The following is a 24,787-nucleotide window of genomic DNA, read 5'->3' as shown; positions in this document are numbered from 1 at the left end:
CACGAAATGAGCATCCGCCGTGCCACCCCCGAGGACGCCGTTCAGATCGCCCGGATTCACTGGGCGTCCTGGAAGAGTACCTACCGCGACATCATTCCCGAGGCCTATCTTGAGCGGATCACGGTCGAGTCGCGGCTGGCTCACTGGGAACGCCAGATCGCCAGCGCAGAACTGGACATACAAGTCTGGACCGATGACGCAGGGGACGTCTTGGGCTGGATCGCGACCGGGCCCGATCGCGAAGATCCGAGCAACCCGAACATCGCCGAAATACATGCGTTCTACATTGCACCGCAACACACAGGTAAAGGCATCGGCCGTCAGTTACTCGGCCATACAACGGTGCAGCAGCAGAGCGCCGGAAGATCAAGGATTGTGCTCTGGGTCTTGGAAAGAAATGAATCGGCCGTGATTTTTTACCGCCAGTCCGGCTTTCGCAAAGACCCCGTCAAGACCCAGCTCATCGAGCGCGGCGGGGCTGAACTGGTTGAGTTGAAACTGCAGAGAGTCATTGCCTGACGCATTGCTGGAGCTGTTCGGATAACGCGTTGCGGATGTGCCGTGCACAATTGACGTACCAACGCGGCAACAAAAAACGAATTGACGAAGAGTTTCGTTAAACCATTGCGCAACACGGCATTAAAAATGTGGAAATCAAAAAGGAACACACGGTGCCAGGGGCCCGTCGCGAAGGCGGAAAACGGCCGTTTGATGTCCACAGGATTGTTCTCAGCCCACCGGATCGCTGGTTTGTGACGAATCATTGCATGCCGATTTCTTACAGCTCCCTCCTTGATCCTCACAATAGAGCGCCAAGGAGGGAGCGTTCGTTATGCCGTCGGCACAACATTATCCAGCGCCTGATTCACCGCCAGTTCCCCCAGCATCACCACCTGCGCAATGCCCAGCAGCGTCTTGCGAATCGGTCCCTCCACCAGCGCAGCCACATCCCCCAACATCACCGTCGCCGAACCCAGTGATTCACTGGCGTTCGCCAGCAATTCCTCGGTGGCGGTTTTGGGGTTGACGAGGAACATGGCGTTGGGTGTGTAGGGCGTGGCCATGATTGGGCTGGCGGGGTTGAGGTAGCGGTCGAGGGCGCGTTCGGCGGCTTCGCTGAGTTTTCGGGAATCGGGGGATTCGTAGGGGGAGACCGTTTCGGTTTCGGGTGGGTTCGGTGTGACCTTGAACATGGTGACGCTCCATATGTGGCTAAGGGAACCATCACATTCGCTACCAAACGAGGGTGGTGGCCATTACGAAGGTTGGTAGACCGGCACACATGGAAAAACCGGCGCGCTCGAAAGCGCCCTGCGCATGGCCACCATTAAGACAGGCGCCAGAAGGCATCTGCGTAAGGTGACGTTTTGCGCCATGTGTGAAACCGGGCTACCAAACCCGATCGCTGCTTTTCAGCGACCGACCCACGATAGAACCCGCACCCTGGGCGCACAAGCCGGCGGATTCTGGCGTAGTCGTAGGCAATGGCGCAAGGCGTTGTAGCCCGGGATGACGTAACACCGGGTGTCTTTAAACGGCTCTGGCAGAACCTTAAACACGAGCGAGAAACTGACCGATTCGCGGCTTGAGCATTTCGATCGCGGTGATACGATCGTGGCGCGCTACCCACGCCAAAGAGCAGAATCGATCACCATGAAACCCAGTTTCGAAAAGATCCCCACCGAAGCCACTGCCTCGTGGACGCTGCTGAACCGGCGCCTGCCGCAAGCGATTCCGTTTGAATGGCACCATCATCCCGAGTACGAGCTGACGCTGACCTTGAACAGCCGTGGCCATCGCTACATCGGCAATGATGTCGCGCCATACGATGACGGCGATCTGATTCTGGTCGGGCCGAATGTGCCGCACAGCTGGTCGTCGGCGGAGCGGGTCGATGCCGGGCAACCGCATGTGGCGCTGGTGATCTGGTTTTCCGCGGCGTGGGCGGAGTCGCTGGTGGCGCTGTTTCCGGAGCTGGGTTCGTTGCGGCAATTGCTCGCGGCGGCGCGGCAGGGGTTGAGTTTCAGCGCGGCGGCGTCGCGGGAAGTTCGGCCGCTGATCGAGGCGATGGTCGAGCAGGAGCCGTCCGAGCGATTGATCGCGTTGCTGGTGGTGTTGAACAAACTGACGAGGGACGTCGATGCCAGGCGAATTCTCTCTGCCTCGGACTCGCAGGCTGGCACTCAGATTGTTGAAGACCCGCGCATCCATCGGGTTCTGGATTATTTGCATGGTCACTACGCCCAGGCTATCAGCGTTCCAGCGTTGGCCGAGATGGCGTGCGTCAGTGTGTCGGCATTCCATCGCATGTTCCGTCGGCATACGCGCTGTACGGCGCTGGACTACATCGTGCGGCTAAGAGTCGGACATGCCTGTGCGCTGTTGATGCAGGGGCATTCGACGGTTTCGCTGATTGCCGAGGAAGTGGGTTATTCGTCGCTGGCGCTGTTCAATCGCCAGTTCAAGGCGTTGAAAGGGCTGACACCTTCGGAGTTTCGGCGTCAGCACGGTTATCACTTTCAGTAAGCGGCGCGCCGCTACAACGCCACAATCGTATTACTCGACGCGGCAAATCAGGCTGCCGTCGCCACCCTCGGAAGTGATCCCATACCTGCACCCACAACAAGGTCTGCAGGTCCCCCGATGAGCAAATACCAGGCATTCGAGAGCGCAACGCTTCCGGACAATTACCGCGACAGCATCGTAAAAATGAAACGCACCTTGCGCGCGCAGATCGGCGATGTGCAGGGGCTGTTCGCCGAGGTCAGTGAGTTTATTGCCGGCGAGATCGCGTCGATCAAACTGCAGGAAGCGCAGACGGGTTCCGGTTGGCCGGTGCTGGAGTTCGCTGAGATCGCCGCCGGTGAAGTAACTGCCGAGCAGTTGGCATTGATCAAACGTCGCGGCTGCGTGGTGATCCGCAATCACTTCCCCCGCGAGCAGGTGCTGCAATGGGACCAGGGTTTGCTGGATTACCTCGACAGGAACCGGTTCGATGCGGTTTACCGTGGGCCGGTCGATCAGTTTTTCGGGAGTCTTGAGGCGTCGCGGCCGGAGATCTTTCCGATCTACTGGTCGGCGTCGCAGATGCAGTTGCGCCAGCATGAGCGAATGGGCGCGGCGCAGGCGTTTCTCAATCGGTTGTGGAAGACTCATTCCCATGGTCAGGACTGGTTCAACCCGGATATCAATGCGCTGTATCCGGATCGGGTGCGCCGGCGTCCGCCGGGTACTCACTCAAAAGGCCTTGGGCCGCACACCGATTCCGGGGCGCTGGAGCGCTGGCTGCATCCGGCGTATCTGAAGGTCTTCGACAGCATCTACAGCAACGACTTCGCAGCCTACGATCCGTGGGATGCGGCGTTTCGTACCGAGGTCGATGAATACGCCTACAAGGACACGGTCAAGTGTTCGGCGTTTCGCACCTTTCAAGGCTGGACTGCGCTGTCGGACATGCAGGCCGATCAAGGCGTGCTGCACACCGTGCCGATCCCCAAGGCGATGGCGTACCTGCTGTTGCGGCCGCTGCTCAATGACGTGCCCGAAGACGAGTTGTGTGGGGTGGCGCCGGGCAAGGTGCTGCCGGTATCGGCGCATTGGCATCCGTTGTTGGTTGAGGGCTTGAGTCCGATTCCGGATGTGCAGGCCGGTGATTCGGTGTGGTGGCATTGCGATGTAATCCATAGCGTCGCGCCGGTGCAGAACCAGCAGGGCTGGGGCAACGTGATGTACGTCCCGGCAGCGCCGATGTGTGCGAAGAATCTGCGTTATGCGCGGGATGTGTTCAGGGCGTTTGCGCAGGGGGCTTCGCCGGATGATTTTCCGCGTGAGGATTATGAGCGCTCGTGGGAGGAGCGTTTTGCTGTGGAGGGGCTGAACTCGCTGGGGCGTGCGGGGCTTGGGCTGGAGTAGGGGAGTTTGGGAATTGGGGCCGCTTCGCGACCCATCGGGATGGTGCGATGTTTCGCTAAACCATTCGCCATGGGTGTTGTGTTGTCTGGTCGCTGGCGGTGGTCTCGGGTAGTTTGTTGGTTGAGCGGGCGCCATCGCGAGCAGGCTCGCTCCCACATGGGGTCTGCGGTGGACACCAATGTTGTGGCCGATACGAAACCTGTGGGAGCGAGCCTGCTCGCGAATGGCATGTCCACGGTTCTTAGATCTTATTCATCACCATTCTGGACACAGTGTTTGTCCAGCCGGCCGATTTTTGTCGAGCGCTGCAACCCCTAACATCGTCTCCACTCCGTGAACAAACACGGTTCCCCACGAGACGGTGAACATCATGAAATTTGTAAAAATCGCTCTTCTTCTGGCTCTTGGCGGTATCGGCGCGCAGGCGTTTGCAGCTGACGAGACCGCGCAGGTCGAGGCTTACAACGCCGCCGCTCAGGCAGACATCGCCCACGTCGTGTCGATCTCCGAAGCGGCCAATCAGTGCGGCGCGGTGCCGGTGCAGATGACTTATGACGACTCGACCGGTGCACGGCATGTCGTGCAATACCAGGTGATGGGCAGCGGTTGTTCCAACGGTTGATGTCGGTGCAGGCGCTGGAGGGTCGACACTCCAGGTCTGCGGCACTAAGCGTTGGCGAGTTCTTTGGCCGCGGCCATGTCTTCATCGGACGCCAGCAGTTGCGGGATGGCGGTTTTCAGGAACTCCACCCAGGTCTTGATTTTGGCATCGACGAATTTGCGCGACGGGTAGATCGCGAACAGGTTGTATTCCTCCAGGCGGTACTGCGGCAGTACCCGCACCAGCGTTCCTCCGACCAATCCTTCGACGGCTGATGCCAGCGGCTGAATGCCGATGCCCATGCCATTTCTGATCGCCGTGGCCATGCCGTCGGCGGTGTTGATGTGAAAAGGGGAGTCGGGGATATTCTGCGTTTCCATGCCTTGTGGCCCTTCGAACACCCAGTTTTCTGCCGGCATCACCGTGTTGACGATGCGCAGGCAGTCGTGTGCGGCGAGGTCGGCGGGTGTGGCGGGGTGGCCGCGTTTGGCCAGGTACGCCGGCGAGGCGCAGAGGATGCTGTAGGTGGTGCCGAGGCGTTGCGCGACGAAGCCGGAATCCGGCAGGTCGCGGGCGAGGACGATCGACATGTCGTAGCTTTCTTCGAGCAGATCGGGCAGGCGATTGCTCAGGGTCAGGTCGAACATCACCGTCGGGTGAATCTCGCGGTAACGGGCGATTGCATTGATCACGTAGTGGTTGCCGATGGCGGCCATGGCGTGAATCTTCAGACGCCCGACCGGCAGGGTCTGGGCGGTGCCGGCTTCTTCATCGGCTTCGCGCAGGTCATCGAGAATTTTCTCGGCGCGCTGCAAATAACGCACGCCGGCTTCGGTCAGGGCGAGGCGGCGGGTGGTGCGGTTGATCAGGCGCGTGTGCAGCCGGGTTTCGAGGCTGGAGACGGCTTTGGAGACGTTGGTCGTGGTGGTGTCGAGCACGTCGGCCGCAGCGGTGAAGCTGCCGCTCTGGGCGACGGCAACGAAGCAGCGCAGGGTCTGAATAACGTCCATCGTTGTGCTTGGCTCTGTGGCTGGGATGGCCATTCTAGGGTTTGCTGTGGGAAGTGGTGCAAATGTTTGCGAACGAGGGGCGCGCGCATGGCGGGTGAAGGGCTTGAAGACATTCTGGCGCCGGGGCTTGCGGTGGTGTTTTGCGGGATCAATCCGGGATTGCTCGCGGCGGCGCAGGGGCATCATTTTGCCGGGCGCGGCAATCGCTTCTGGCGCACCTTGCATCTGGCCGGGTTCACGCCGCATGAGGTGCGAGCGGAGGACGATCGAAGCATCCTGCACTTTGGCTGCGGCTTGACGGCGGTGGTCGAGCGGCCCACGGCGCGGGCGGATCAGTTGGCGGCGCAAGAGTTCGCCGCTGCGGCCCTGGGCTTTGAGCAGAAGATCAGCCGCCATGCGCCGCGCTTTGCGGCGTTTCTTGGCAAGGCTGCGCATGCGGCGTTGTCGGGGCAGAAGGTGGTGGCGTGGGGGCCGCAGGCGAAGACCTTCGGCTGCGCGCACGTGTGGGTGTTGCCCAATCCCAGCGGCCGGAACCGCGCGTTTACGCTTGAACAATTGGTGGTGGATTATCGGCAGTTGCGTAGGGCGGTAGAGCACCAATAACTGCGCGATCGGGATTCAAGCCCGGCTCGCGAGGCCGGGCATGAATCGGTTCCGTGCAAGTGCAAGGTTTGCGACTCAGCCCGGTGCAGCTATACCAGCAGGTAGTTGTCCAATTCGTCGATAACGCTCATCGATACGGCCCGTTGTGCGCTGATCCGTGTATCCAACTCTCCAATAATCTGCTTGTCTCTCTCGGCACGGATGGCACCAAACAGATCCAGCTTGTCGAGCAGATAACAGACGAACGTCATACTCAGTGCGGTGGCTGCGCCGACGAGTATGGCCGTAAGCATCCCAGCGATGGGGGTGAACAAGGGCACGCTCAGGATGAGCTTCTCGACCGCTTCTTCAAGCGCTACACCTCCCACGACGACACCGCCTGCCGCGAGCAACTTTAACGCTTCATGTGCAGCCTGCGAAAAACTCAGTTCCTTGGGAGGAAACAGGAACGTCTTCAGCGCCTTGAGCAGAGAGAAAATGCCTTCACGGATCATTCGCACGGCACGCTTGCCGGTGGTGACGAAAAGGTTGATCAGCACCGTTACCGCATTGGAAACGAAACCCGAGACAAAACCGCCGCTGAAGCTATCGAGCATTTGCTCCCATTTTGCAGAGACAGTCGCGCCGACGCGTTTCAGTCGCTCACCTAAATCGGCGAACAGGGTTTCGTTCTGACGACCGTTACGGTAAAGATCCTTGATCTCGTCCAGGGCACTGCTGAAAAGCTCGACCATGAGCATGCCAAAAGCCTGCTGGGCGCCCATTTTCAACCCTTCGGTGACGCCGGTCTGTGCGGCATGCGTAGTGTAGAAAGCGGCTTTTTCGCCGGTGGTGGGTTGGTGTTTCTCGGCGGTCGCTTCACCGCGCTCTACGGCTTTCTTGAGGTTGTCTTCCTGGATGCCGTAGTGCTTTTCGTTGGTTTCATCGCGGCCATTGGCTTTCCTTTTGGCCCATTCCTGCTTTTCGACATCGCTCATGGATTGGTTGATGCTGCGCCGGGTCGAGATCAGGTTTTCGGTATCGGTCGCAAAGTCGGCGCGCCGGGTCTTCGATTGCATGAAGCCGCCGTCCTTGTGATAGGTGTGCAACGGCACGATGTGGTCGGGGCTGGTCTCGCTGCCAAGGACCGTTTCACCGGTATATCCATCAACCAGTTTGTTGTAAGTGTCTGACTGATTTTCGTCTTTACCCAACTGATCCTTGGTGAACGTTGCGCCCACGGATTGCTTCGATTTTCCGGCGAATTGCTTTTCTTGGGAATTCTTGGTGTGGGTGTAGTCCTTGCGGTTGTACTCGTCATCGGTACTGGCATAAATGCCTTGCCGGGCATTGTGAATGGTCGTCACGTTGCCACCTTGTTTGTCGTACACCGACAGTACTTTACCCAGACCGAGCGGCCCGGCGATGGCACCCACGATATCCCTCTGCGCCTTGGTCAGAAGGGCATCAACCCGGGCACTTTCGAACTGCTGCTCGAGTTGTTCGAGCAGTAAGCGTGCCTCATCAGGGGCTGATTTTATCGAGACGGACAGCGACGCGTGGTAGTCGAGGCCGGCGAAGCGCGAAGCGTTGCCTTCGGCAGCGAGGAGAGCGGCCACGTCTTCGGGCGCTGCGGCGACGTGGATCAATGGGCGGTTTGCAAGTCGCGTGCGCAAGGCTTGCTGCTTTTTAAACTGTTCGAGTTTACTCACTGGCGTGTTCCTCAGGCGCTTTTCAGTTCGTTCCAGGCCTGCATGAACGCAGCTTCCTGAGGATGTACAGTGGAGTCGGCGTGCACGACGAGGTTGATGATTTCGTCGAATATCGCCATATCTACCCCTGAGTCTTGCGCCAGGGCATAGGCTTCACTGACGGTGGGAGGCTCGCGGTAGAGCGATTCGATGCGTTCAAGCACGACCGGCGGCGTGGTGCCCGAAGCAAGCCCGGCAATGAACAGTTCAATGCCTTCGCGCTCATCATCACCGATGCCTCCGTCGCAGTGGGCGGTTGCGACGGCAACGGCATGCAAGGCGATAATGGCGTTGAAATGCTTGCCGGCCGCCTTGAGACTCTCAAGGGCGCTGGCCAGATTTTCCTGAAGTACGCTCACTTCTGCCACGTGCTCGGCTTTGGCGTCTTTGCGACCCTCCTCGTAGCTCGCCTTGCGCAACTGGGCGTCACCATCGAGGTTTGCCCCAACCATCGCACCGGCGACACCGACACCCACTGCGGCAGCAAGGGTGCCTGCTCCTGCAAGGGAACCAGCCAATGACGCGGCACCCAAGAGCGAGCCTCCCCCTGTAAACGGGGCAGCAGCGACGGCACCGACGCCGATGGCCGCACCACCGAGCACCTTCCAATAATTGAGTTCCTTTTCGCCAGACGCGACGTCATCGACGTAATCGCAGGTGGCATCAAAGCCTTTTGTCACGGTTTCACGTGTTGTGTCATAGGCATCGAAGACCGCGTCCCCGACGGTTTCTGCTGCCTGGGACAGCGTTTCAACGGTGGCCTCATAGGCGTTGGAAGCGGTTTCGGAAACGACGTCGGCGACAAGCTCCGCAACGTTGCCGACTGACTCGCGCGTTGTGTCGTAGGCATCACTGAGCACATCAGCGGCATTTGACGCGGTGCGGCTGGTGGACTCGTAAGCCTCGGATACGGTATCGACGACCTTGTCAGCGACTTCGCTGACAGTTTCTTTTGTCGAGTTGTACGCCTTGGACAAGGCGTCACCGATGCTCGAGAAAATCCAGGTAGTGCCTAGCGCATCGCGTGGCATCTGTGCGCGATCCTGACTCAGAACGCTGGCGCCGTAGCCTTGGCCGGATTGCAGGAAATTGCGTCGATACACAGGTAAGCCATCCATGGTGGAAAAAGAGTGAGGAGATTCTCCATGATGGCTGTTTGATGTCAATATGCCTATTGGGTAATGGTCTATTGCAATTTCAAGGGAAGGAATCGATGACGAAAGAGTACGCGGAGTACGAAGTTCAACGGGCGCTGCATTACGTATGCTCGGCCGAAAGTCACACGCAAGCACTGGAGCGCTTCAAAGAGGAAGTCGAGTTGCTCGGTGACTGGCGCATCATGTATGCATCGGCTGAATCAGGCGGGCCGTTTGCATTGGAGCGAGAGCAATTCAGTGGCCAGGGATTCGTTTCTACCCTGCTGCGTGGCAAATCCGTCTGGATCATCGACAAGACTTCTGCATTGTCCGAGACGCGGGTTAACTACATGCTGGTTAGTTCGCTGTTCATGGATTCAAACACGGCCAGTTATATCCGGAAGCTGTCATATGTCGAGTCTGTTTCCGAGGAGCTCGAGGCCATTCGGGCAGACTTGCAACGCACATTCTGCGCAGACGATCTCGCGCGGTTGAACTCTTACATTTACCTGTGCGAAGCACAGAAAAAATGGATACCGAAAACCCGCCAGCGCTGCAAGGAAACGATCGCCGCCGTATACGCTCTCTCGCTTGATGAGGCCCCGCTAAGTGAAGGCTGGGGGACGCGTTATCGAAATCGATACCAAGATCAGGCCGAAACCTGGGCGGAGAACTGGATCGCAGGTTTTGAACAGACTCGGGAGGGAGGGCTGGATGTTGCCCTGACTCAGCAAGTTGCTGCGGCCGAGTGCATGATTCTGCGAGCGAAAATTCTGGAAAACAGCTCAACCGCATCGCCAGAAGCGAAGATGGAGGCGCTGCTCAAATTCATGCACGATGAACTGCGCATTTTCATGCTACGTGAGCTGATTGTTTGCGCGGATATTCTCTTTCATACCCAAAAAACCTCACTGTCCAGGAAGCTCAATTCGGTTCTGGACAAAAAAGACCCGTTGCTCTTTATCAATAATTGCGCCTGGGATCTGTACATACTCAGAATCATGGAATCGTTGGCTAATCCCCAACGATTGAAGGGAGCTGATTTCTGCCTGGATCGGTTGATCACCTTCGATGAGGACCTCGCGGATATTATGCGCCTGACGGAGTTGCGCGCCGTCGCCGTTCACCTCGGTTCCCATAGAGCCTATCCGTTCTTCAATAGTGAGTTGACCGGCTGGCTGGCAGGGTTGATCGGCCACAGGCGCATGGCCGCCTTTGCTGAAAATCTTCAGGAAGAGGCTTTCAATCACCGCGCCGATTTCAGGAGTGTGGAAAATGTACAGAGAGTTCTGGCGCAGGATCGGCTTCGGCTGATGGAACTGAAAGCACAGAAACTTGGCAGGCCCTTGAAAACCTAAACATTGAGTTGATTTTGCAACTGCGCAAAAAGTTGCGCAGTTGCTTCGCCAATTTCACCCGAGAATTCCCTTTAAGCCTCTCTAAATCAAGCCCTCCAGACAAGTGCGCAAGAAGTTGCACAGTACTGCGCAACTTCTTGCGCACTTTTTTCTGTTTATCGAAATTTTAAACGCCTAAACGCAAAGGCATGGCCGCCAACCCGTTGATCCGTAATAGCTAGCTGATGGCTGGCACGGAATTTGATCTCTGAGCAGGCACCCGGACAGGCAATGGTGCCTGTCGGTTGTGTATTTTCGAGCAAGGAGAGCATCCCCATGGCAACACCAGCGTACATGTCCGTCACTGGCGAAAAACAAGGTCTGATCACTGCCGGCGCTTTCACCGCCGATTCCGTGGGCAACACCTTCCAGGAAGGTCACGAAGACCAGGTCATGGTTCAGGCCTTCACCCACGACGTGATCATCCCGCGTGATCCGCAATCCGGTCAGCCAACCGGTCAGCGCGTGCACAAGCCAGTGGTCATCACCAAGGTCTACGACAAGGCTTCGCCTCTGCTGCAAGCGGCGCTGACTTCCGGCGAGCGCATGAGCGAAATCGTTATCCAGTGGTACCGCACTTCGGCTCAAGGTACTCAAGAGCACTACTACACCACCAAACTGGAAGACGCGATCATCGTCGCCATCAACAACAAGATGCACAACTGCCAGGACCCGTCGAACGCCCACTTCACCCACCTGGAAGAAGTGCAGTTCACCTACCGCAAAATCACCTGGACCCACGAAGTCTCCGGTACTTCGGGCTCCGATGACTGGCGTGCTCCAGTCGTTTAATCGCGACTGATGGTTGTACTGCCCCGGCCAGTGCGGCTGGCCGGGGCGGCTTTGACCTACAGAATTTTTTGCGTGCGTCACGCTTCATGGAATGGCGCCCGTCGCAGCATTGCGCGAGGAACAAGGGATGTTCTCACCGGCCAATCAGCCTCATTTCAATCTGACCATCGATGGCGCGGACAGCGATTTCCAGGTGCTGTCGTTCACCGGGAAAGAGGCGCTCAACACCCCCTTCGAGTTCGAACTGGAACTGGTCAGTGAGAAGGCCTCGATCAACCTCGAAAGCCTGCTGCACAAACTCGCGTTCCTGCAGCTGTCGCCCAGCGGCACGGGGATTCACGGGCTGATCTACAGCATCGCCCAGGGCGAGGCCGGCAAACGCCTGACCCGCTATAAAATCTCCCTGCGCCCGCAGCTGTCGTACCTCGCGCATCGGGTCAACCAGCGCATCTTCCAGCAGATGACCGTGCAACAGATCATCAGCAAGGTCCTGGAAGAACACGGCATCCTCGCCAGCGACTATCACTTCCAACTGAGCGCGATTTACCCGGAGCGCATCTACTGCGTGCAGTACGACGAAAGCGATCTGCATTTCGTCCAGCGCCTGTGCGAGGAGGAGGGGATTCACTATCACTTCCAGCACACCGCCAGCGGCCACAAACTGATGTTCGGCGATGATCAGACAGTGTTCCCGAAACTGGCGCCGGTGGCCTATCAGCAGGACTCCGGACTGGTCGCCGATCAGCCGGTGGTCAAGCGTTTCGGCCTGCGTCTGGCGACCCGTACCAGCCGCACCACTCGGCGTGATTACGACTTCGTCAAACCGAAGATCGAGCTGGAGAGCGATGCCAAGAGCAGCGCTCAGCCGGATCTGGAAGATTACGATTACCCGGGGCGTTTCGTTGGCCGCGAGCGCGGCAAGCACCTGGCCAATCGCGCGCTGGAGCGCCATCGCAGCGACTATCGACTGGCCGAAGGCAACAGCGATCAGCCGATTCTGGTCAGCGGGCATTTTCTCGCCCTCACCGAACACGCCAACCCGACGTGGAACGATCTGTGGCTGCTCACCGAGATCTTCCACGAAGGCAAACAGCCGCAAGTGCTCGAAGAGTCGGTGACCAGCGACACCACCGACAACAAGGACGATTTCCACCAGGGCTACCGCAACCGCTTCAATGCGATCCCGTGGGATGTGCCGTACCGGCCGCCGCTCGATCACCCGAAACCGAAAGTCCTCGGCACCCAGAGCGCCGTGGTCTGCGGCCCTGAGGGCGAAGAGATCTACTGCGACCAGTACGGTCGGGTGAAGGTGCAGTTCTTCTGGGATCGCGAAGGCGAGCACGACGACAAGACCAGTTGCTGGATGCGTGTGGCCTCGAACTGGGCCGCGGAAACCTTTGGCGCGATCAACATTCCGCGGGTCGGCATGGAGGTGTTGATCACCTTCCTGGAAGGCGATCCCGATCAGCCGCTGATCACCGGTTGCCTGTACCACGGCGCGAACCTGCCGCCGTACAAACTGCCGGACTTCAAGACCCTGGCCACGGTCAAGAGCAAGGAATACAAGGGCAGCCGCGCCAACGAACTGCGCATCGACGACACCACCAGCGAGATCAGTATTGCGCTGCGCAGTGATCACGGCGCCAGTGCGATCAACCTCGGCTACCTGACCCACCCGCGCCCGAGCGGCGGGCAGCCGCGTGGCGAAGGTTTCGAGTTGCGCACCGACCGCCATGGCGCGGTGCGTGCCGGCGCCGGCCTGCTGATCACCACCGAGCCGCGCCCTAACGAATCGAAGCACCACAAGGACCTGCCGGAAACTGCCGAGCGCCTCGCCACCGCGAGCGATCAGCAGGACGGTTTCGCCACTCAGGCCAAAGAGCTTCAAGCGCAAGAAGCGGGTGATCAGGACGATGTGGCCAAGGCGTTGCACGCGCAGCATCAAGGCGTGCTCGGCAGTGGCCCGGCGAACATGACCGCCAATGAATTTCCGGAATTCACTGAACCGCATCTGGTGCTCGCCAGCCCGGCGGGTATCGCCCTGACTACACCGCGCTCCAGCCATATCGCCACCGGCGAACACCTGGCGCTGAGCAGCACCGGGCACACCAGTTTTTCCATCGGCAAACGCCTGCTGGCCAGTGCCAGCCGTGGCATGCGCCTGTTCGTGCAAAGTATGGGCTGGCGCCTGGTCGCGGCGTCCGGCGACATCGACGTCAAGGCCTTGAAGGACAGCATCAACCTGCTGGCCAAACTCAATATCACTGCCAACGCCGACCGCATCACCATCACCGCCAAGACCGAGCTGGTGATCCAGGGCGGCGGTAGCGCGACCACCTACAACGCCGGCGGCATCACCCACGCCACCACCGGCCCGTACACCGCGCACGCGGCGAACTTCGCCTACACCGGCGCCAAGAGTTTGGCCGGGGTGTTCCCGGAACCGCCGAAACCGGGCAAGGGCAATCTGGAACTGTTCAACCAGTACGCCGGGCGCCAAGGCATCAAGGAAGGCGACTACGAAGTCATCGACGCCCTCGGCAAAAGCATCAAGGGCAAGCTCGACGCCAAGGGTTTCGCCAGTGTCGCCGGTGCCGCCCCAGGCCCCGCGCGTGTGGTGTTCGGCAAGGATCCGGCGGACACCTGGAGTGAGGGCAGCTACATCGGCAAAGCGGAATGGCCGCTGAAACCGCCAGCCACTGAAGACGTGCCAAGCCAGGTGCAGGCGATGGTTGCGCAGGTTCTGCCGAGCAAGAACTGGGAGATGCTGGAGAAGGGCAAGGAACTGGCGCAGAGCGGCATGGGCGCCATGCAGACCGCACAGGGCGCAATGCAGACGGCGCAGCAGGTGAAAGGGGCGGTGCAGGGCGGGGCGGCCGGGTTGCCGAAACTGGCGAGTGCGGCGCTGCCGAGTGCATCGAGCATCCTCGGGGCAGCGAGCAAGGCAGGGAAACTGCCAAGCCTCCCGGCCCCGTCCTTGCCCAAACCATCGCTCAAGACGCCTGGCCTGCTGAATGGGGAGGTGCTCTCATGACTGAGGCAGCCGTTGCCAAGAAGCGCGAGCCGCAGGTCGCTATCGTTCCGCTCAACACGCTGGACGTGCAGGACGTAGGTCGTGGTGCCGCCCGGTTTGATGGCTGGCTGCGATCCATTAGCGGTGGTGTCGTCACGCTCGATCGAATCAAAGGAGTTGCCGGGTCGCTGCCGGTTGTCGGCAACATCATGGCGCTGGTCGATGCGCTGGGCGATATCGTCACGCTTGCCAGAAGCAAGCAGCGGGAGTTGCTTGATTGGGTCAGCCTGGGGATCAACCTGATCGGTGTTTTACCTGCGCCTCCGACCATGGCGGCTGCTCGTATGAGTTTGCGCCCGACCTTGTTTCTGGTACGTCAGGAATTGCGTAACAGCGTCAAGATGCTGTTGGGCGATTCAATGATCGAAGTGCTGGTCGGGCATTTGAACGCAACCATCGTCGGCACGATCGATGACTTCGTGAAACAGGCTCAAGGCAAACTCTCGGGCATTCTCGCCGATGCAGGAAAACTCGGCGAAAGCGCAGTCACCGAAATTGCCAAGGGTCTTGAGGCCGTTGTAAATGGCAAGCTTGATTCAAAAGGCGATGCGCGCGCGGCTGGACAAAAAATCACGGCGGCGGGCAATCAACTGCTCAGCGATCCCAAAGCGGCTATCAGTAATATCTTCGGGGCGGCATTCAGTGCCTACAAAGCCGTAGGTAAGGGGGTTGCCAACAGCGCAGCGAAGAATCTTCTGCCGGATCAGGCCAAAAAACTGGTGATGACGCACACCGGTTCATTGAGAGCGATGGGGCCTGAGATCAAAACCCAATTGAGCAAATTGGGTGATCCGGGAACGCGTCACACGATTGGTTGGTTGTTGCAAATGCTCAGCGGTGCTGTGGTGACGTGGCGCAAGCGTCGTGGGCATGGACAGAGTGCCAGCGTTAAACCCAACGCCACCAGTAAGGCTCAGAACAAGGCAGGTGAAGGGCGACTCGAGGCCAGCAGCCATCAGGCTCCTGCGAACGCCAACGCCAATGGCCAAAAAAATGGTGCTTGTGCGGGTACTTGCAACAGCATCAGCTTTGCGTTGGGATCGGAGTCACTGAGCCATACCGATTTCAGCCTGCCAGGTCCATTTCCTGTCGAGTGGGTGCGCACCTACAGTTCCCGGTTTGATGCTTTTGACAATGGCGAATTAGGGGCACGGTGGGTAACAGAGTTTACGACCCGATTCGACTGCAAGGACGATGGACTGGTTTTTTTCGGAGCCGATGGTCGTAGCATCGATTTCCCCCTGCCCAAGCCAGGCCTCTTTCACTATGACCCCGTTGAAAATCTCACGCTGGTTCGTTCCGCTGAGGATCAGCTGCTCGTTTGCTTCGGTTTCGAGCGCAAGGAAACCTATGTCCGTCGTGGTCGTTGCTTCTGGCTGACGGATGTGAAGATGCGCAGTGGTTCCGGGCTGATGCTGCATTACGAGCATCGCCATGGGGATGCCCGCGTATTATCCGATCTGATCACCTATCAAGGTGACGTCACGCAAGTCCACTTGCACGTCGGAACGCTGATAGATGATCAAGGACGCTTGACCGGTCTCTGGGAGATTCGTGACGGCGCGCCTGTGCGGCAATTGTGTCATTACCATTATGACCTCCATGGCGACTTGATCCAGGCGCAGGATGAAAACGGTGCGGCCTGGAGTTATCAGTATCAGCATCACCTCCTGACTCGGTATACCGATCGCACCGGCCGCGGTTTGAATCTGCAGTGGGATGGTCACACATCGCACGCCAGGGCTGTGCGCGAGTGGGCGGATGACGGCAGTTTCGATACTCGCCTTGAATGGGACGAAAACATCCGTCTGACTTACGTCACTGATGCCCATGGCAACGAGACTTGGCATTACTACGACATCAAGGGCTATACCTACCGGATTCGCTATGCCGATGAACGTTCAGAGTGGTTCTTTCGCGATGATGCGAAGAACGTGATTCGTCACGTTCATACAGATGGCACCACCGATCGCTACAGCTATGACGAGCGCGGTAATTTGCTCGAGCACATCAGTCCCGACGGCAGTGTCGCTCACTACGCCTACGATGATCTCAACCAACTGATCAAGGTAAGTGATGCAGAAGGCGGTCAGTGGCAACGAGCTTACGATGACGCCGGCAATCTGCTGGAGTCGGTCGATCCGCTTGGCAACAAGACGGAGTACGCCTATGACAAAGCAGGTCAGTTGATCGCTATCAAGGATGCAACAGGCAACGAGAAAACGCTTGAGTACAACGTTGCCGGTCAGCTTCTCAAATATACCGATTGCTCCGGCAAGACCAGCGAATGGGAATACAACGATCGCGGTCAGATGATCTGCTTTACCGATGCGGCGGGGCAAAGCACCGAGTATCAGTACAAGGCCGGGCATGTCGCCTTGATAACGCATCCGGATAAAACCGAGGAGCGATTCGAGCGTGATGCCGAAGGGCGTCTGCTCGCTCATGTTGACGGTCTGGATCGCTGTACGACGTGGAGCTATAACGCGGCCGGTCTGGTTGCCGAGCGAGTAGACGCCTGCGAGCAAACGCTTCGTTACCGTTGGGACCGGTTAGGCCGTTTGATAGCGCTCGAAAACGAAAACGAGCAGCGCACCCGGTTTCACTATGATCCTGTCGGAAGATTGCTTGAGGAAAAAGGCTTCGACGGCCTTGCCACACGCTATCAATACGACGCCGAGAGCGGGCGGTTGGCGAGCGCCATCAGCGGTGAGCGCATCATTTCGATGGCGTTTGACCCAATGGGGCGGCTTGTTGAACGCCATGCGAGCCTGGGCAATGCGACACAAAGCGAATCCTTTGCGTATGACGGTAATGGCAACATGGTTTTGGCCACGAACGACCAGAGCCGGTTGCTGTGGTTCTATGATTCGGCCGGTAATCTGATCAGAGAGCACCAGCATTATCAGGATCTGGATGCACCGCTCGTTGCCATCTGGAGGCATGAGTACGATGCCCTCAATCAGTGTGTCGCCACGACTCGTCCGGATGGCCATCGGGTGAGTTGGTTGACGTACGGCAGTGGGCATTTGCTCGCGTTAAAACTCGATGATCACGAACTGGTCGGCTATGAGCGAGATGATTTACATCGCGAAGTCGCTCGTTATCAAGGGAATCGCCTACACCAGACGCAAAAGTGGGATCCGGCAGGGCGGCTACAGGAGCAACTGCTCGGTCGAAGCGACGACAATTCGACGTTGCTCAAACGCCAGTACCAATATGATGCGGTCGGCCAGTTGACCGAGCTGAACGATACGCGTCGCGGACCGCTTGCCTACCGCTATGATCCGGTCGGGCGACTGATCAGCGCAGCAAGTCGCCTCGGCGTTGAAAACTTCGCGTTCGATCCTGCCAGCAACCTGCTGGACGAGAAGGTGACAGAAGTGCGCCGGCCTCTTGATCAGGCCCCGACACGTAGTCGGTTGGTAGACAATCTTTTACGTGAATACGTCGGTACTCATTACGAGTACGACGATCGTGGCAACCAGACATTGCGTTGGCACAATGGTCAACGCAGTCGATTGCAATGGGACCTGTTCGATAGGTTGGTGCATTTTGAGGATGATCGTCTTTCGGTCAGATACGCCTACGATGCCTTGGGTCGCCGGCTGTATAAGCACTCGACAGCCCATTATGTGAACCGTCCTGAAGCAGGTTCGCACTGGAATAAAAATGAGCAGGGGCGCATTCAGCGCTTGCTTGGCTGTGGCTTGACCTTGTACGGGTGGGACGGGGACAACCTTTCCTGGGAAAGCAGTCCCGCCCCTATTGATGGGGGGACAGGTCGCACCGTCCATTACGTTTATGAACCCGGCACATTCGTACCGGTGGCTCAAGCCCTCACACACGCCTCGATTGATCTGTTGAGTCAGCCTGAATATGTCGGCGGCGACAATCTTGAAGATGATCCGCTGTGGAGTCACGCGCCTGAAGCACAACCCTTCGATGCCCTGGCCTGGTATCAGTGTGACCATTTAGGCACACCATTGGAACTTACCGATCAAGACGGTGAGATCGCCTGGAGCGCTCAATACAAAGCGTGGGGGCAGGTGAAAGAACAGACATCAGCCTCGGCAGTGCAGCGCGGGCTGACTAATCCTATTCGTTTCCAGGGCCAGTACCACGATCACGAAACAGGCTTGCACTACAACCGCTACAGGTACTACGACCCCCATGTAGGTCGCTTCATCTCGAAAGACCCGATAGGTCTGATGGGCGGTATCAACCTTCATCAATACGCGCCTAACCCGACGCAGTGGGTGGACCCTTTAGGTCTGGTCAGAAAACCGCCATCCAAGCGCGCGCTGAAGGACGGTGCTGGAGCCTCCGCTAAAGACATCGCTGCGAGCAAGGTCGGCGGCGGTAGTCGGAAAGGACAAGCGGCATGCCGCAAAAAACTTATTGCCAAAAGCAAACCGGTGGGTGTGTACAAGTGCTGGCGGTGCGGGCATACCTCTAGCAATCCTGATGACATGCATTTGGGGCATAAAAATGTGGCGACCTCGAATGGCGGCAACCTGGCCGATGTCAACGTAGATCTTGAGGGCGCATCGTGTAACCTGAGTGCTGGAAACAGCGGTTACGTGAAAGAAGGGATGTCGTGTGTCGAACGTGGAAGTTGTGGAGCGCCGTATGGACGATAAAGAATTGCCTGTTCTGATTGAGGTGTTTGTATCAGATGACGATGGCCCTGTATTCGAGGAGCTCCCTGCAATCGCGATGGGGCAGGATACTTATCAGCTGCTGTCCTCACCTGGTCTTGCGTTGAATTTGGCTCGAGGTGACATCATCTCGATAAAAAACAAAAACACTCACGCTGAAGTCCTGAAGCGCGGAGGAAATTTTTGTATTCATATCTACGCCGACTACATCCCCGAGGACGTCATTGCACAACTGGAAACTGATGTTGGCAATGAACTGGGTGGAACGCTGGATGGCGTTTTCGAAGGCAACCTGTCACTGGCTGTGCCCTCAAGCAATGGCATGGACAGCATCAATGCGTTTTTTGATCGGTTCCGCGAGCAAACGGGACTCGAATGGTATTACGCCAACATCTATAAAAACATTGATGATGAAGATGATGAAACGCTGCTCAATTGGTGGCTGCAGAGCTGACTGATAGACCAGCAGACGGCAAAGTCACGAGACCAGGATCAAGTCAAAGGAGTGACAACATGAAAGACGCCATTCGCTTGGGCGACTCCACCACTCACGGTGGCAAGGTGCTCGAAGCCTTCTCCCAGACCGATCTCAACGGCAAGCCTGTTGCCGGAGTCGGTCACAAGGTCAGCTGTCCACTGTGCAAAGGGGTTTTCCCGATTGCAGAGGGCAGCAGCACCTACACCGTTGATGGCACGCCCATCGCTCTGGACGGTATGAAAACCGCTTGCGGTGCTGCGCTGATTGCAAGCGGCCCGAAAGGGGCTGTGATCAGTTGAATCAACATGTACCGCATCGGCATATGCCGGGCATCCCCTGATGTTTGTTGCATGAGTGTTGGCAGGCCCAGGCCATCAATCATTTCTTTAAAGTCTCGAACTATCTTACGGATGAGATGCAGTCATGACGACTGAAACGCCTGTCGCGAAAGTACGTGAACCTCAAGTGGCGATCGTTCCGCTCAACACCATTGACATGAAGGATGTCGGACGCGGTGCAGCCAGATTCGATGCCTGGCTGCAATCGATCAGTGGTGGAGTAGTCACGCTTGAGCGCGTCAAGAACGTTGCCGGAGCGTTGCCGGTGGTGGGCAACATCATGGCCTTGGTGGATGCGCTCGGAGACATTGTTGTCCTTGCCAAAAGCAAGCAACGCCAGATTCTGGACTGGGTCAGCCTGGGTATCAATCTGATCGGTGTTTTGCCGGCCCCACCCACAATGGCCTCGGCGCGTATGACCTTGCGTCCGACCTTGTCGCTGGTGCGTCAAGAACTTCGTAACAGCGCCAAGATGCTGCTGGGCGATTCGCTGATCGAAGTCCTGATCGGACATTTGAATGCCACCATTGTCGGTACGATCGATGACTTTGTAGAGCAGGCCAAGCCGAAGCTGGCTGAAATACTCGACAACGGCGGCAAGCTTGGCCAGAACGCGGTCAACGAAATCGCCAAGGGACTGGAAACGGTCGTCAACGGCAAGCTCGATGCAAAAGGCGACATGAAGTCGGCGAGTGCCAAGATGAGTGCGGCCGGAGGACAGTTGTTGCATGACCCCAAGGCAGCCATCAGTAATATTTTCGGCGCAGCCTTCAGCGCCTACAAGGCTGCCGGTAAAGGTGTTGCCAACAGCGCGGCAAAGAACCTGTTGCCGGACAGTGCCAAGGCTTTGGTGCTGAGCAATACCGCCATGCTTCGTACTATGGGTGTGGAGTTGCGCACTCAAATGAACAAGCTGGGTGATCCGGCTGTTCAGCATTCAATCGGTTGGCTGCTGCAGATGCTGGCAGGTTCTGTCATGACCTGGCGCAAGCGTCGAGCACATGGTCAAGGAGCCAGCGTCAAGCCGGATACTACTTCAAAGACTCAGCACAGGGCTGGAGAGGGGCGGCTTGAGGCCAGCAGCCAACAAGCGCCAGCGACGCATAACTGCAAAACATGTAAAAACGGCGTCATGCCGGGCACGGCGCATAGCATCAGTTTTGCCCTGGGCTCTGAATCGCTGAGCCATACGGACTTCAACCTGCCTGGTGCATTCCCTCTCGAGTGGACACGCACCTACTGTTCGCGTCTGGATGCGTATGACGCCAGCGAGATGGGCGCCCGCTGGATTACGTCGTTGACTACCCGTTTTGACTGTGTTGGCGGGAGTCTGGTGTTCCATGACGCTGATGGTCGCAGCCACGACTATGTGCTGCCCGAGACAGGGCAGACTCACTACGATGCCATTGAAAACATGACGCTGGTACGGGTGACCGATGACCAGCTTCTGTTGTGCAGAGGGTTTGAACGCAAGGAAACCTATCTGCGTCGCGGACAACGTTTCGTGCTGGTCGGCGTGGTTTTGCGCAACGGTGCGGGAATCATGCTGCACTACGAGCATCGCCACGAAGGAATGCCGGTGCTGTCCGACCTGATTACCTATCAGGGTGATATGGCCGACGTCAGATATCACCTCGGCACCCTGCTTGATGAGCACGGTCGCGTGAAGGGGCTTTGGCTGATCAGCGACGGTGTTCCTCAGCGTCAACTGTGTGCCTATCACTACGACAGTGTCGGTGATTTGATTCAGGCTCAGGACGAGAACGGGGCGGCCTGGAGCTATGAGTACCAGCATCATCTGATCCGTCGTTACACCGATCGGACCGGACGGGGCATGAATCTGGAATGGCAGGGCACAGGCGCTGATGCCCGGGCCGTTCGCGAGTGGGCGGACGACGGCAGTTTCGACACGCGCCTTGAATGGGACGAGAATATTCGCCTGACCTATGTCACCGATGCATACGGTAACGAAACCTGGCACTACTACGACATTCTTGGTTATACGTACCGCATTCGCCATCCGGATGAACGTTCCGAATGGTTGTTCCGTGACGAAGCGAAAAACCTGATTCGACACGTACATGCTGACGGCACAACTGATCGCTTCATCTACGACGCGCGTGGCAACGTCGTCGAACATTTGCGTGCCGACGACAGCGTGCTGCATTTTGCCTACGACGATCTGGATCAACTGATCAAGACCAGCGATGCAGAAGGGGGGCAGTGGCAGCGTGCTTATGACGATCATGGCAACCTTGTGGAAGCAGTCGATCCCCTTGGTAACGTAACGGAGTTCGCCTACAGCGTGGCAGGGTTGCCGACAGCGATCAAAGACGCCGAAGGCAATGAGAAGAAGCTCGACTACAACGATGCCGGTCAACTGATCGAGTATGTCGACTGCTCAGGAAAGACCAGTGCCTGGGAGTACAACGAACTCGGACAGATGATCTGTTTTACCGACGCGGCCGGCCAGAGTACCGAGTACGGGTATCGACTGGGCCAGTTGGCCTGGATCAGGCACCCGGACAAGACCGAGGAGTATTTTGAACGAGACGCTGAAGCCCGGTTGCTCGCGCACACGGATCGTCTTGGCCGCTGCACTACCTGGAAATATACGGCTGCTGGACTTGTAGCCGAGCGCCTCGATGCTGATGAGCATACATTGGTCTACCGCTGGGATCGTCTCGGGCGCTTGCAGGCGCTGGACAACGAAAACGAGAGCCGGGCGCATTTCCTCTACGACCCGATAGGTCGCCTGCTGGAAGAAAAGAGCTTTGATGGTCGTATCACCCGCTATCGGTATGATTCTGATACGGGCCATTTGAGTCATATCGTCAACGGCGAGCATGTGATTTGCGTGAGCTTCGATGCCATGGGACGCCTGATTGAGCGACGCGCCAGTCAAGGTGAGAAATCGCAAAGCGAGCGCTTCATTTATGACGGCAACGGTAACCTGATTGAAGCCGCCAACGCAGACAGTCGTTTACAGTGGTTTCACGACCTGGCCGGCAATGTGCTGCGCGAGCATCAGCATTACCTTGGGCTGGACCAGCCCCCGGTAGTTGGCGTGTGGCAGCACGAGTACGATGTGCTCAACAATCGGGTCGCGACAGTTCGTCCGGACGGGCACCGTGTCAGCTGGCTCACCTATGGCAGCGGTCATTTGTTGGGGCTACGCCTGGACGAGCACGAGCTGATTGGCCTGGAGCGCGACGACCTTCATCGTGAGATTGTCCGGCATCAGGGCAACCACCTGCAGCAGACGCAAAAGTGGGATTCTGCCGGTCGTTTGCAGGAGCAGGTGCTGGGGCGGAGTGAGGACGGTGCGACGCTTGTCAAACGGACATATCAATACGATGCCGCTGGTCAACTGACTGCGATCAACGATACCCGAAGAGGCCCGATTTCATACCGTTACGATCCTCTCGGTCGACTGTTGGAAGCGGCGACACGACAGGTGGTTGAAACATTCACCTTTGACCCGGCCAGTAATCTGCTTGATGAAAAGGCGAGTGAAATTCGACGACCACTGGACCGGTCTCCGCGCCAGGAGAGGCAGGTAGACAACCTGCTACACGAGTACGAAGGTAATCAGTTCACATACGATGAGCGCGGCAACCTGGTCGAGCGTCTGCAAAACAATCAGCGGAGCTTCCTGCAATGGGATCTGTTTGACCGTTTGGTGCGATTTGAAGATCAACGCTTGTCGGTTGAATTCGCCTATGACGCTCTTGGACGTCGTCTTCACAAAAACTCTGTCGCCCATTCCAAGGGGCGTCCCGAGGCGGGGTCGCACTGGAACCGGAACGAGCATGCACGCATACAGCGAGAGTACGGCTGTGGCTTCACGCTCTACGGCTGGGACGGTAACCGACTTGCCTGGGAAAGCAGTGCCGCGCAACTGGATGGCGGTGCCGGACGCACGGTGCACTACATTTTCGAGCCCGGTAGTTTCATTCCTGTAGCACAGGCCATACGACATGCCCCGATTACACTGACGAATCAGCCTGAGTATCAGGGAGAGTACAGCCTGGATGACGATCCGTTGTGGAATCGCAAGGTCACGGTTCAGCCAATTGACGTTTTGCTCTGGTATCAGTGCGATCACCTGGGTACGCCTCAGGAACTGACCGACTCTGAGGGGCAGTTGGTCTGGACGGCTCAGTACAAGGCATGGGGGGCGATATCGGAGCAGCAATCGCAATCGGCCCGACAAAGTGATGTGAGAAATCCTATAAGATTTCCAGGGCAGTACCATGATCATGAGACCGGGCTGCATTACAACCGGCATCGTTACTATGACCCGGCGGTGGGGCGATTCGTCAGCCAGGATCCGATCGGTTATGCGGGTGGTCTGAATCTCTACACCTATGGTCCGAACCCTACAGGGTGGGTGGATCCGATGGGTCTGACGGGGGTCGATGTCTATCGGGCCATGAAAACCGACGAAAAAGGAAAGCCCATTGCTGACTCGACCGCGCGTGGCTTAGGGGTACGTCCTGTCGATATTCCAGTTGATAAAGATGGGAACGTTCATCCCAATACCGGTGGTATGTCCGTAGCGCCGGATACTCCGCAAAACCTGCCGGATCATCGGCGCCCCTCCACGTTACCCGGCGGAACCGGCAAAGACAGCGCCTGCAAATTGAATACCGCTTCACTTCCGGAAAGTCTTCGTTATGTGCAAGACAAAAAAACTCACGGAACCATTCAGCCTAGTAAGGCCATGCCACTTTCTGATTACCAGAAGGCACTAGGGTCGACGGCTGAGCATTGGGAGAAACAATGATGAAAACGCTTGATAAACCGTTGGACGATGAACTGTCCGGCGCATTGAGGAGGGGGGATGATCTTCTTTCGATACGGGAAATCCTGCTGAAGTATCGAGATAAGGGTTTTTCGGCTATATCGGTTAATGAACTGTTGGGGTCAATGCGCGGTGATGCCGATGAAGAGTTGGAGGATCGGATTCTGGAGGTGATGGATATCGTTACCGGGTTTTGTGCGCCAGCTCTGGAAGTCTGGTGAGCGGCGGGTTTGGAATTGAGAAGTTTCA

Annotated in this window: 17 protein-coding genes; 13 read left to right on the top strand and 4 right to left on the bottom strand. The window is 57.7% G+C overall.

The window, feature by feature from the left end:
- Positions 1-6 precede the first annotated feature (6 nt).
- Positions 7-519 (top strand): GNAT family N-acetyltransferase, encoded by a 513-nt coding sequence (locus ACU680_RS07570; protein ID WP_007969048.1) that lies wholly within the window; start codon positions 7-9, stop codon positions 517-519.
- 311 nt (positions 520-830) lie between these two features.
- Here ACU680_RS07570 and ACU680_RS07565 read toward each other — a convergent pair whose 3' ends face one another.
- On the bottom strand, positions 831-1,193 hold the full coding sequence (locus tag ACU680_RS07565) for a DUF6124 family protein (RefSeq protein ID WP_448179117.1): 363 nt from the start codon (positions 1,191-1,193) through the stop codon (positions 831-833).
- Between the two features lie 460 nt (positions 1,194-1,653).
- On the opposite strand from ACU680_RS07565, the gene ACU680_RS07560 reads away from it, so the two are divergent.
- From ACU680_RS07560 to ACU680_RS07550, 3 genes are all read left to right on the top strand, one after another.
- Complete coding sequence (locus ACU680_RS07560; RefSeq protein WP_448179116.1) at positions 1,654-2,526, top strand: helix-turn-helix domain-containing protein; 873 nt, start codon at positions 1,654-1,656, stop codon at positions 2,524-2,526.
- A gap of 117 nt (positions 2,527-2,643) precedes the next feature.
- The gene (locus ACU680_RS07555) at positions 2,644-3,912 is read left to right on the top strand and encodes a YbiU family protein (protein ID WP_448179115.1); all 1,269 of its coding nucleotides are present in this window, start codon (positions 2,644-2,646) and stop codon (positions 3,910-3,912) included.
- 370 nt (positions 3,913-4,282) lie between these two features.
- On the top strand, positions 4,283-4,534 hold the full coding sequence (locus ACU680_RS07550) for a DUF2790 domain-containing protein (protein WP_448179114.1): 252 nt from the start codon (positions 4,283-4,285) through the stop codon (positions 4,532-4,534).
- Positions 4,535-4,578: 44 nt separating this feature from the next.
- Here the strand turns inward: ACU680_RS07550 and ACU680_RS07545 are convergent, their stop codons facing one another.
- The gene (locus tag ACU680_RS07545; RefSeq protein WP_367084714.1) at positions 4,579-5,523 is read right to left on the bottom strand and encodes a LysR family transcriptional regulator; all 945 of its coding nucleotides are present in this window, start codon (positions 5,521-5,523) and stop codon (positions 4,579-4,581) included.
- 87 nt (positions 5,524-5,610) lie between these two features.
- Here ACU680_RS07545 and mug point away from each other — a divergent pair, with 87 nt between their 5' ends.
- Positions 5,611-6,126 (top strand): G/U mismatch-specific DNA glycosylase, encoded by a 516-nt coding sequence (gene mug, locus ACU680_RS07540; protein ID WP_448179113.1) that lies wholly within the window; start codon positions 5,611-5,613, stop codon positions 6,124-6,126.
- A gap of 89 nt (positions 6,127-6,215) precedes the next feature.
- Here the strand turns inward: mug and ACU680_RS07535 are convergent, their stop codons facing one another.
- Entirely contained in the window at positions 6,216-7,817 is a 1,602-nt protein-coding gene (locus tag ACU680_RS07535) for a hypothetical protein (protein WP_448179112.1), read from the bottom strand.
- An 11-nt stretch (positions 7,818-7,828) separates the two neighbouring features.
- Positions 7,829-8,887: a hypothetical protein gene (locus tag ACU680_RS07530; protein WP_448179111.1), complete on the bottom strand. Its 1,059-nt coding sequence runs from the start codon at positions 8,885-8,887 to the stop codon at positions 7,829-7,831.
- A 182-nt stretch (positions 8,888-9,069) separates the two neighbouring features.
- Here ACU680_RS07530 and ACU680_RS07525 point away from each other — a divergent pair, with 182 nt between their 5' ends.
- The 8 genes from ACU680_RS07525 to ACU680_RS07490 all read left to right on the top strand — a co-directional run bounded on the left by ACU680_RS07525 (position 9,070) and on the right by ACU680_RS07490 (position 24,759).
- Positions 9,070-10,350: a hypothetical protein gene (locus ACU680_RS07525; protein ID WP_448179110.1), complete on the top strand. Its 1,281-nt coding sequence runs from the start codon at positions 9,070-9,072 to the stop codon at positions 10,348-10,350.
- Between the two features lie 315 nt (positions 10,351-10,665).
- A complete protein-coding gene (locus ACU680_RS07520; protein WP_027613808.1) occupies positions 10,666-11,181 on the top strand; it encodes an Hcp family type VI secretion system effector in 516 nt (171 codons plus the stop codon).
- Positions 11,182-11,308: 127 nt separating this feature from the next.
- On the top strand, positions 11,309-14,215 hold the full coding sequence (locus ACU680_RS07515) for a type VI secretion system Vgr family protein (RefSeq protein WP_448179109.1): 2,907 nt from the start codon (positions 11,309-11,311) through the stop codon (positions 14,213-14,215).
- Positions 14,212-18,897, top strand: a complete 4,686-nt coding sequence (locus ACU680_RS07510) for an RHS repeat-associated core domain-containing protein (protein WP_448179108.1) — start codon at positions 14,212-14,214, stop codon at positions 18,895-18,897. Before ACU680_RS07515 ends, ACU680_RS07510 begins: the two co-directional genes overlap by 4 nt.
- The gene (locus ACU680_RS07505) at positions 18,887-19,369 is read left to right on the top strand and encodes a DUF4265 domain-containing protein (RefSeq protein WP_007969242.1); all 483 of its coding nucleotides are present in this window, start codon (positions 18,887-18,889) and stop codon (positions 19,367-19,369) included. The genes ACU680_RS07510 and ACU680_RS07505 overlap by 11 nt, the downstream gene beginning before the upstream one ends.
- A 59-nt stretch (positions 19,370-19,428) precedes the next feature.
- Positions 19,429-19,692: a PAAR domain-containing protein gene (locus ACU680_RS07500; protein WP_007969244.1), complete on the top strand. Its 264-nt coding sequence runs from the start codon at positions 19,429-19,431 to the stop codon at positions 19,690-19,692.
- A gap of 124 nt (positions 19,693-19,816) precedes the next feature.
- Entirely contained in the window at positions 19,817-24,520 is a 4,704-nt protein-coding gene (locus ACU680_RS07495; RefSeq protein ID WP_448179107.1) for an RHS repeat-associated core domain-containing protein, read from the top strand.
- Positions 24,520-24,759 carry a hypothetical protein gene (locus ACU680_RS07490; RefSeq protein ID WP_238547102.1) on the top strand — a complete coding sequence of 80 codons (240 nt, stop codon included), beginning with the start codon at positions 24,520-24,522 and terminating at the stop codon, positions 24,757-24,759. Before ACU680_RS07495 ends, ACU680_RS07490 begins: the two co-directional genes overlap by 1 nt.
- Positions 24,760-24,787 lie beyond the last annotated feature (28 nt).

The sequence above is a fragment of the Pseudomonas sp. LF020 genome (assembly GCF_053456425.1).
This window is presented reverse-complemented; position numbering and strand designations above follow the sequence as displayed.

Bases quoted from the DNA above. Each gene is read 5' to 3' on its own strand.
- ACU680_RS07570 (WP_007969048.1), top strand. From the start codon at position 7: ATGAGCATCCGCCGTGCCACCCCCGAGGACGCCGTTCAGATCGCCCGG.
- ACU680_RS07565 (WP_448179117.1), bottom strand. From the start codon at position 1,193: ATGTTCAAGGTCACACCGAACCCACCCGAAACCGAAACGGTCTCCCCC.
- ACU680_RS07560 (WP_448179116.1), top strand. From the start codon at position 1,654: ATGAAACCCAGTTTCGAAAAGATCCCCACCGAAGCCACTGCCTCGTGG.
- ACU680_RS07555 (WP_448179115.1), top strand. From the start codon at position 2,644: ATGAGCAAATACCAGGCATTCGAGAGCGCAACGCTTCCGGACAATTAC.
- ACU680_RS07550 (WP_448179114.1), top strand. From the start codon at position 4,283: ATGAAATTTGTAAAAATCGCTCTTCTTCTGGCTCTTGGCGGTATCGGC.
- ACU680_RS07545 (WP_367084714.1), bottom strand. From the start codon at position 5,523: ATGGACGTTATTCAGACCCTGCGCTGCTTCGTTGCCGTCGCCCAGAGC.
- mug (WP_448179113.1), top strand. From the start codon at position 5,611: ATGGCGGGTGAAGGGCTTGAAGACATTCTGGCGCCGGGGCTTGCGGTG.
- ACU680_RS07530 (WP_448179111.1), bottom strand. From the start codon at position 8,887: ATGCCACGCGATGCGCTAGGCACTACCTGGATTTTCTCGAGCATCGGT.
- ACU680_RS07525 (WP_448179110.1), top strand. From the start codon at position 9,070: ATGACGAAAGAGTACGCGGAGTACGAAGTTCAACGGGCGCTGCATTAC.
- ACU680_RS07520 (WP_027613808.1), top strand. From the start codon at position 10,666: ATGGCAACACCAGCGTACATGTCCGTCACTGGCGAAAAACAAGGTCTG.
- ACU680_RS07515 (WP_448179109.1), top strand. From the start codon at position 11,309: ATGTTCTCACCGGCCAATCAGCCTCATTTCAATCTGACCATCGATGGC.
- ACU680_RS07510 (WP_448179108.1), top strand. From the start codon at position 14,212: ATGACTGAGGCAGCCGTTGCCAAGAAGCGCGAGCCGCAGGTCGCTATC.
- ACU680_RS07505 (WP_007969242.1), top strand. From the start codon at position 18,887: ATGGACGATAAAGAATTGCCTGTTCTGATTGAGGTGTTTGTATCAGAT.
- ACU680_RS07500 (WP_007969244.1), top strand. From the start codon at position 19,429: ATGAAAGACGCCATTCGCTTGGGCGACTCCACCACTCACGGTGGCAAG.
- ACU680_RS07495 (WP_448179107.1), top strand. From the start codon at position 19,817: ATGACGACTGAAACGCCTGTCGCGAAAGTACGTGAACCTCAAGTGGCG.
- ACU680_RS07490 (WP_238547102.1), top strand. From the start codon at position 24,520: ATGAAAACGCTTGATAAACCGTTGGACGATGAACTGTCCGGCGCATTG.